The sequence below is a fragment of the Pontibacterium sp. genome, from assembly GCF_041587635.1.
Taxonomy (GTDB): Bacteria; Pseudomonadota; Gammaproteobacteria; order Pseudomonadales; family Balneatricaceae; genus Pontibacterium.
The window spans coordinates 1-6104 of record NZ_JBFGYC010000219.1 but is presented as its reverse complement, the minus strand read 5'-3'; the positions used below and the strand labels follow the sequence as shown (position 1 = coordinate 6104).

The window sequence follows — 6104 nt, the reverse complement described above, 5'->3', positions numbered from 1 at the left end:
TCCCATGGATATTAAACAAGCACTGGCTGCGGCGGTTGAGCGTCGCGACCTGACCTCTGACGAGATGAAAGCGGTCATGCGTCAGATAATGACCGGTGAAGCGACCGAAGCGCAGATTGGCGGTTTCCTGATTGCCATGCGCATGAAGGGTGAAACGGTTGACGAGATCAGCGCCGCCGCCGCTGTGATGCGTGAACTGGCTATTCCGGTTTCCATTCAGTCTGAGAATGCTGTGGATATCGTAGGCACCGGCGGTGACGGGTCCAATCTGTTTAACGTCTCCAGTGCTTCCTCCTTTGTTGTGGCTGCGGCAGGCGGTAATGTTGCCAAACACGGTAACCGATCTGTTTCGTCCAGCTCTGGTGCTGCCGACTTGCTGGAAACGGCCGGTGTGAATCTGGCACTGAATCCTGAACAGGTCAGTCGTTGTATTGATGAGATCGGTGTGGGCTTTATGTTCGCGCCTCAGCATCACAGTGCAATGAAGTATGCCATTGGTCCACGTAAAGAGATGGCGCTGCGCACATTGTTCAATGTGCTGGGACCGCTGACCAACCCTGCGGGTGCGAAACATTATCTGTTGGGTGTGTTTGATGGCGCGTTGTGCCGTCCGTTGGCTGAGTCATTGAAAGCACTGGGTGCTAAACACGCGCTGGTGGTGCACGCTGAAGATGGCTTGGATGAGATCAGTTTGGCAGGCAAGACACAGGTAGCAGAGCTGAAAAATGGCGAAGTGACGGAATATACACTGACACCGGAAGATGCAGGTCTTGAATGCCAGAGTCTGGATGGATTGCAGGTACATAGCTCCGATGAGAGCCTGGCCGTGATTCGGTCTGCCTTTGCCGGTGAAAATGCCAAGGCGATCGATATGATCTCCCTGAATGCCGGAGCCGCGATCTATGCTGCCGACCTGACGGATAGTTTGCGAGCGGGTGTGGAAAAAGCGAAAAGTACAATCCTCTCTGGCGCTGCGGCTGCCAAAGTGGAAGAGCTGGCACAGTTCAGCCAAGGATTTAAGGGTTAATTTGATGTCTGATACACCAACAATTCTGAAAAAAATTCTGGCACGCAAAGCGGAAGAAGTCGCTGAGCGCTCGGCCAACGTGTCCATTGATGACCTGAAAGCACAGATCGAAGCACAGAAGGGTACAGCGACAGATCCGCGTGGTTTTGTCGACAGTATGGCGCGTGCGATTGCTGAGGGGCGCTCTGCGGTCATTGCTGAAGCTAAGAAAGCAAGCCCTTCAAAGGGTGTGATCCGTGAGAATTTCGTACCTGCTGATATTGCTCAATCCTACGAAGCAGGTGGTGCAAGCTGTCTGTCAGTATTGACCGATGCAGACTACTTTAAAGGCTGCGAAGAGTACCTGATGCAGGCACGTGCCGCATGTTCCCTGCCAGTGATTCGTAAAGACTTTATTGTTGATGCCTATCAGGTTTATGAAGCGCGAGCGATGGGTGCTGACTGTATCCTGTTGATCGTGGCGGCGCTCGAAGATCAGCAGATGGCGGATCTGAATACGTTGGCTCATGAGCTGGGTATGGATGTGCTGGTGGAAGTGCACAACGGTGATGAGCTGACCCGCGCATTGCCGTTGGGTAACCGTCTGATCGGTATCAATAACCGTGACTTACATACGTTCAATTTGTCACTGGACCACACCTTCGAACTGCTGGATCGTATTCCGGAAGATACGATTGTGGTGACGGAGAGTGGCATTCATACCCGTGATGATGTGGCTGTCATGCGCGAACGTGATGTGCACAGCTTCCTTGTGGGTGAAGCGTTTATGCGTGCCGAAGATCCGGGTGCGAAGTTAAAAGAGCTGTTCGAATAATATAAAAAGATGAAGTCAGGCCTGCGAAGACAGGTCGGTTCTTGCTGGAGACGATCAACGTGGATATGAGTGCAAAAGTTAAATGGGATGGGGATGTGCGTTTTCATGGCACAACCGGTTCCGGTTTTGATGTGACCATCGACGGCGAGCTGAAACAAGGCCCGCGCCCGATGGAATTGATGTTGTTGGGTTTGGGTGGTTGCACCAGCTACGACGTGGTGGGTATCTTGAAGAAAACCCGTCAGGACGTTGTGGACTGTGTCGCTGAGATTGACGCGAAACGCTCCGATGGCGTACCTGCGGTATTCACTGATATTCATGTGAAGTTTGTGGTGACGGGTCGTAACCTCAAAGAAAAGCATGTTGAACGTGCGGTGAAGTTGTCCGCCGAGGAATACTGCTCAGCCTCTCTGATGCTGGAAAAAGGTGGTGTGAACATCACCCACAGCTATGAGATTGTCGAAGTCGAATAAATGCTGGATAAGTGACTGAATCACTTTTTAAGCGACTAAAACGGGTCGTCAGGAAACTGGCGACCCGTTTTGCGTTTTTGAACCAGTGTTGTGCTGTCGTAGTCTGATATAGAGATCAGGAGTCTGTATTTTTGGAGCAGGTTTTGAACAAGGACGGGTTCTCTCTCTGCTCGAATCGGGGCATTTCAAGGCAGGCAGCCCCAACCTCTTTCGGAGGAGGTGCTGGTATGTGGCGGTTAGTGTTGGTGTTATTGCTCAGTCTGGGGGTGATCGGCTGTGCGTCTTTGAGCAAAGAGAGTTGCCTTGAGGGTGATTGGTATGCGATTGGCCTGCAGGACGGAAGTAACGGACATAAAGCCGAGCGTCGATTTGACCATCAAGCGGCGTGTATTAAGCACGGGGTTTCGGCGCAGGTGCAGGACGCAGAATACTTGCGTGGGCGGGAAGCGGGATTAGAGGAATACTGCACGCCTGAGAATGCCTACAAAGTGGGTTTGAGGGTTGAGTATCACTACAACGTTTGTCCGCAAGAATTGAAAGCCGAGTTTAACAAAGCGTGGCGTGAAGGGCGGCGTGAAGCCCGTATCCGCTGTCTGGCTGATTATCATCTGGAACTCATACATTACCGTATGCATCACTACCGAATGCACCGTTATCACTTGAGCCCGCTGATCAGCAGTGATTGCTACTGAGGGGCTAGAATCAGGTTTTCATCTACTGGTATTGGTTGTAGTCCTGAACGCACGAGCGTATAATGCCGCGTCCTTAAAAATTAACCTCCTTGCTTTCGGAGCCATATTGGCAATTACCCGAAGGCTATTAACCCGTAAGGAGCTGCAATGCGTCATTACGAAATCGTATTCCTGGTTCACCCGAACCAGAGCGAACAGGTTCCGGCAATGGTTGAGCGTTACACTGGTGTTATCACCGGCGCTGACGGTCAGATTCACCGCCTGGAAGACTGGGGTCGCCGTCACCTGGCATACCCAATCAACAACGCTCACAAAGCTCACTATGTTCTGATGAACATTGAGTGTGGCCAAGAAGCGCTGGACGAGTTGGAAAACTTGTTCCGTTACAACGATGCAGTGCTGCGTAGCATGGTTATTCGTCGTAAAGAAGCGGTCACTGATGTGTCTCCAATCAAAGCTGCAGAATCTCGTGAAGAGCGTAAGCCTCGTCGCGATGATCGCCCGGAAGCTAAACCGGAAGCTAAACCGGAAGCACCAGCTGAAGCTAAATCAGAAGAAGCTTCTGCTGAGTAATCAGCTGATATAATTCTTTAGGAGAGACCAAAATGGCTCGTTTTTTCCGTCGTCGTAAGTTCTGCCGTTTCACAGCTGAAGGTGTTCAGGAGATCGATTACAAAGATCTGGACACTCTGAAAGGCTACGTTACCGAAACTGGTAAAATCGTACCTAGCCGTATCACTGGCACCAAAGCTCGCTACCAGCGTCAGCTGGCTACTGCGATCAAGCGCGCGCGTTTCATCGCCCTGCTGCCATACACTGACGGCCACAAGTAAGCTGTGAAATAAACTGCCACATATTTGGCAGAGAACTGATTTAAGAGGTTTCCGAGATGGAAGTAATCCTGCTCGAAAAAATTGGTAAGCTGGGTAACCTGGGTGACAAGGTTACTGTAAAAGGTGGTTACGGTCGTAACTACCTGATGCCTCAGGGCAAAGCTGTTGCTGCTACCGAAGCTAACGTTGCGAAGTTCGAAGAACGTCGCGCTGAGCTGGAAGCTGCCGCTGCTGCTGCACTGAACGCTGCGACTGCACGTGCTGAAGAACTGAACGAAAAAGAAATTACTATCGTTTCCAAAGCGGGCGACGAAGGTAAACTGTTCGGCTCTATCGGTACTAAAGACATCGCTGATGCTATCACTGCTGCTGGTGCAGAAGTTGAGAAGAGCGAAGTTCGTCTGCCAGAAGGCGCACTGCGTCACACTGGTGAGTTCGAAGTAGCTGTTCAGCTGCACCCAGAAGTAACTGCAACTGTTAAGCTGACTGTTGTCGCTGAATAATTGCCGTTAAGCTTCGACTGAAAAAGCACCGCTTGGGGAAACCCAGCGGTGCTTTTTTTTTTTCTGAAGAGTCCGTAAAATGTATCGAACGGGCTATGTGAGCCCACAACTGTCAGTCTTTGTTAGCTGATGGGTTCTATACCAACTAAGTTATCCACACCGAGTCCCTATGGAATACTCTGAACTGAGCCAGGATGAACTGGCAAATATTAAAGTACCCCCACACTCGATCGAAGCCGAACAGTCAGTACTCGGCGGTTTGATGTTGGATAACAACGCCTGGGATACAGTGTCTGAAACTGTGTCTGAGGAAAACTTCTACCGTCACGATCACCGTCTTATTTTCCGCACGATGACCAAGCTGGTGAATAATGCCCAGCCATTGGATGTCGTCACGTTGTCGGAAGAATTGGACCGTGTAGGTGAGCTGGATAACGCCGGTGGTCTGGAGTACCTGGTGGATCTGGCACGGAATACGCCAAGTGCGTCCAACATCCGCGCCTATTCCGAGATCGTACGTGACCGTGCGTTGCTCCGTCAGATGATCACGGCTGCTAATGAGATTGCCGAATCCGCCTTTACGCCGGAAGGACGTGCCTCGGAAGAGATTCTCAACGAAGCTGAACAGAAGATCTTCCAGATTGCCGAGGACCGCCCCAATCAGGGTGGCCCGGAAGACATTAATCCACTGCTGAAGAAAGCGGTGGATAGAATCGATTTCCTGTTTAACAACGACAGCGATATGACCGGTGTCACAACCGGTTTTGACGATCTTGATAAGAAAACGGCAGGTATGCAGCCGTCGGATCTGATCATTGTTGCTGCCCGTCCTTCGATGGGTAAGACCACGTTCGCCATGAACCTGGTCGAAAATGCGTTGATGGCCTCTAACCGGCCGGTGCTGGTATTCAGTCTTGAGATGCCTGCAGACCAGCTGGTCACGCGTATGTTGTCTTCCCTCGGTCGAATCGATCAGACCCGTATTCGTACGGGTAAGCTGGAAGATGATGATTGGCCGAAACTGACCACTGCCGTCAATATCATGCGTGATAAGCCGCTGTTTATCGATGATACGGCGGGTATCAGCCCCAACGAAATGCGCGCTCGCGCGCGTCGTATTGTGCGTGAACATGGTGATCTGGCGCTGATAATGGTCGATTACCTGCAGTTGATGCAGATTAAGACGGGCAACACCGAAGGCCGTACCGCAGAGATTTCCGAGATCTCCCGTTCCCTGAAGGCATTGGCGAAAGAGCTGGAATGTCCGGTGGTTGCGCTGTCACAGCTGAACCGCTCCCTTGAGCAGCGGCCAAACAAACGTCCGGTTAACTCCGACTTGCGTGAATCGGGCGCCATCGAGCAGGATGCCGATGTCATCATGTTTATCTACCGTGATGAGGTCTACAACGAAGACTCTCCGGATAAAGGCGTGGCAGAAATTATTATCGGTAAACAGCGTAACGGTCCAATCGGTACCAGCCGTCTGGCGTTTATTGGTAAATTCACCAAGTTCGAAAATCTGGCGCCTGATGTCTACGCCCAATATGTGGGAATGGATGATTAGAACCTGTCCGCGACATATTTTGGATAAATAGCCCGGCATCTGCCGCAATGCTGTTCGCTTAAGCATTTGAGGTAAAAGCAGGTTTAGTAGAAAATCCGATGTTGTTATCAGCATCGGATTTTTTTATGCCTTTTCAACAATCCCTTATCGACCTTGGTGAACTTTTCAATTTCTCAGACTTGAGTACATTTACTCATA

The 6104-nt window shown here is 50.9% G+C and carries 8 protein-coding genes; all 8 read left to right on the top strand.

Annotation, left to right across the window (positions count from 1 at the left end):
* Window positions 1-4 precede the first annotated feature (4 nt).
* The 8 genes from trpD to dnaB all read left to right on the top strand — a co-directional run bounded on the left by trpD (window position 5) and on the right by dnaB (window position 5906).
* Window positions 5-1027, top strand: coding sequence for an anthranilate phosphoribosyltransferase (trpD, locus tag ABYW01_RS11710; protein ID WP_372832878.1), 1023 nt, complete (start codon window positions 5-7; stop codon window positions 1025-1027).
* A 4-nt stretch (window positions 1028-1031) separates the two neighbouring features.
* The gene (gene trpC, locus ABYW01_RS11705; protein ID WP_372832874.1) at window positions 1032-1841 is read left to right on the top strand and encodes an indole-3-glycerol phosphate synthase TrpC; all 810 of its coding nucleotides are present in this window, start codon (window positions 1032-1034) and stop codon (window positions 1839-1841) included.
* 65 nt (window positions 1842-1906) lie between these two features.
* Window positions 1907-2314, top strand: a complete 408-nt coding sequence (locus ABYW01_RS11700; RefSeq protein ID WP_372832876.1) for an OsmC family protein — start codon at window positions 1907-1909, stop codon at window positions 2312-2314.
* A gap of 227 nt (window positions 2315-2541) precedes the next feature.
* A complete protein-coding gene (locus ABYW01_RS11695; protein ID WP_372832872.1) occupies window positions 2542-3006 on the top strand; it encodes a DUF2799 domain-containing protein in 465 nt (154 codons plus the stop codon).
* Between the two features lie 147 nt (window positions 3007-3153).
* Complete coding sequence (gene rpsF / locus ABYW01_RS11690; RefSeq protein WP_372832870.1) at window positions 3154-3579, top strand: 30S ribosomal protein S6; 426 nt, start codon at window positions 3154-3156, stop codon at window positions 3577-3579.
* A 32-nt stretch (window positions 3580-3611) separates the two neighbouring features.
* Complete coding sequence (gene rpsR, locus ABYW01_RS11685; RefSeq protein ID WP_193952017.1) at window positions 3612-3839, top strand: 30S ribosomal protein S18; 228 nt, start codon at window positions 3612-3614, stop codon at window positions 3837-3839.
* A gap of 56 nt (window positions 3840-3895) precedes the next feature.
* Window positions 3896-4342 (top strand): 50S ribosomal protein L9, encoded by a 447-nt coding sequence (gene rplI, locus ABYW01_RS11680; RefSeq protein WP_193952018.1) that lies wholly within the window; start codon window positions 3896-3898, stop codon window positions 4340-4342.
* Window positions 4343-4511: 169 nt separating this feature from the next.
* Window positions 4512-5906: a replicative DNA helicase gene (gene dnaB / locus ABYW01_RS11675; RefSeq protein WP_372832868.1), complete on the top strand. Its 1395-nt coding sequence runs from the start codon at window positions 4512-4514 to the stop codon at window positions 5904-5906.
* Window positions 5907-6104 lie beyond the last annotated feature (198 nt).

What these genes read in the sequence shown, in the direction of transcription:
- rplI (WP_193952018.1), top strand. Translation starts at nt 3,896, where the DNA reads ATGGAAGTAATCCTGCTCGAAAAAATTGGTAAGCTGGGTAACCTGGGT.
- trpD (WP_372832878.1), top strand. Translation starts at nt 5, where the DNA reads ATGGATATTAAACAAGCACTGGCTGCGGCGGTTGAGCGTCGCGACCTG.
- dnaB (WP_372832868.1), top strand. Translation starts at nt 4,512, where the DNA reads ATGGAATACTCTGAACTGAGCCAGGATGAACTGGCAAATATTAAAGTA.
- trpC (WP_372832874.1), top strand. Translation starts at nt 1,032, where the DNA reads ATGTCTGATACACCAACAATTCTGAAAAAAATTCTGGCACGCAAAGCG.
- ABYW01_RS11695 (WP_372832872.1), top strand. Translation starts at nt 2,542, where the DNA reads ATGTGGCGGTTAGTGTTGGTGTTATTGCTCAGTCTGGGGGTGATCGGC.
- rpsF (WP_372832870.1), top strand. Translation starts at nt 3,154, where the DNA reads ATGCGTCATTACGAAATCGTATTCCTGGTTCACCCGAACCAGAGCGAA.
- rpsR (WP_193952017.1), top strand. Translation starts at nt 3,612, where the DNA reads ATGGCTCGTTTTTTCCGTCGTCGTAAGTTCTGCCGTTTCACAGCTGAA.
- ABYW01_RS11700 (WP_372832876.1), top strand. Translation starts at nt 1,907, where the DNA reads ATGAGTGCAAAAGTTAAATGGGATGGGGATGTGCGTTTTCATGGCACA.